The sequence below is a fragment of the Ferrovum myxofaciens genome, from assembly GCF_000735045.1.
In the GTDB taxonomy this organism is placed as follows: Bacteria; Pseudomonadota; Gammaproteobacteria; order Burkholderiales; family Ferrovaceae; genus Ferrovum; species Ferrovum myxofaciens.
The window spans coordinates 1-253 of record NZ_JPOQ01000387.1 but is presented as its reverse complement, the minus strand read 5'-3'; the positions used below and the strand labels follow the sequence as shown (position 1 = coordinate 253).

Genomic DNA, 253 nt, shown 5'->3' with positions numbered 1-253 from the left:
AACGGAGGGGGCGGCTCTGCGAATCCAGGTCGAGTACCGGAGGGTAGGGCAACAGGTTCCATCCAGAAGCCGTTGTACTCTGTCGACAAAGGGGAACCAGGGAGCCATGGGGAAATACCGTGAAAGAACCGTTCAAATGGGTTTTCAACGCTTCCAGCAGGAGAGCGAGATCCTCCGGGCGACAGGGTCCGGGCAAGGGGAACCACCAGCGATTGCCCTCGAGATCATTGAGAAAAATGTAATGTGTGCCGTC

Annotated in this window: 1 pseudogene; it reads right to left on the bottom strand. The window is 56.9% G+C overall.

The window, feature by feature from the left end:
• Window positions 1–253, bottom strand: a pseudogene (locus IV91_RS18680) (hypothetical protein); the annotation flags it as partial.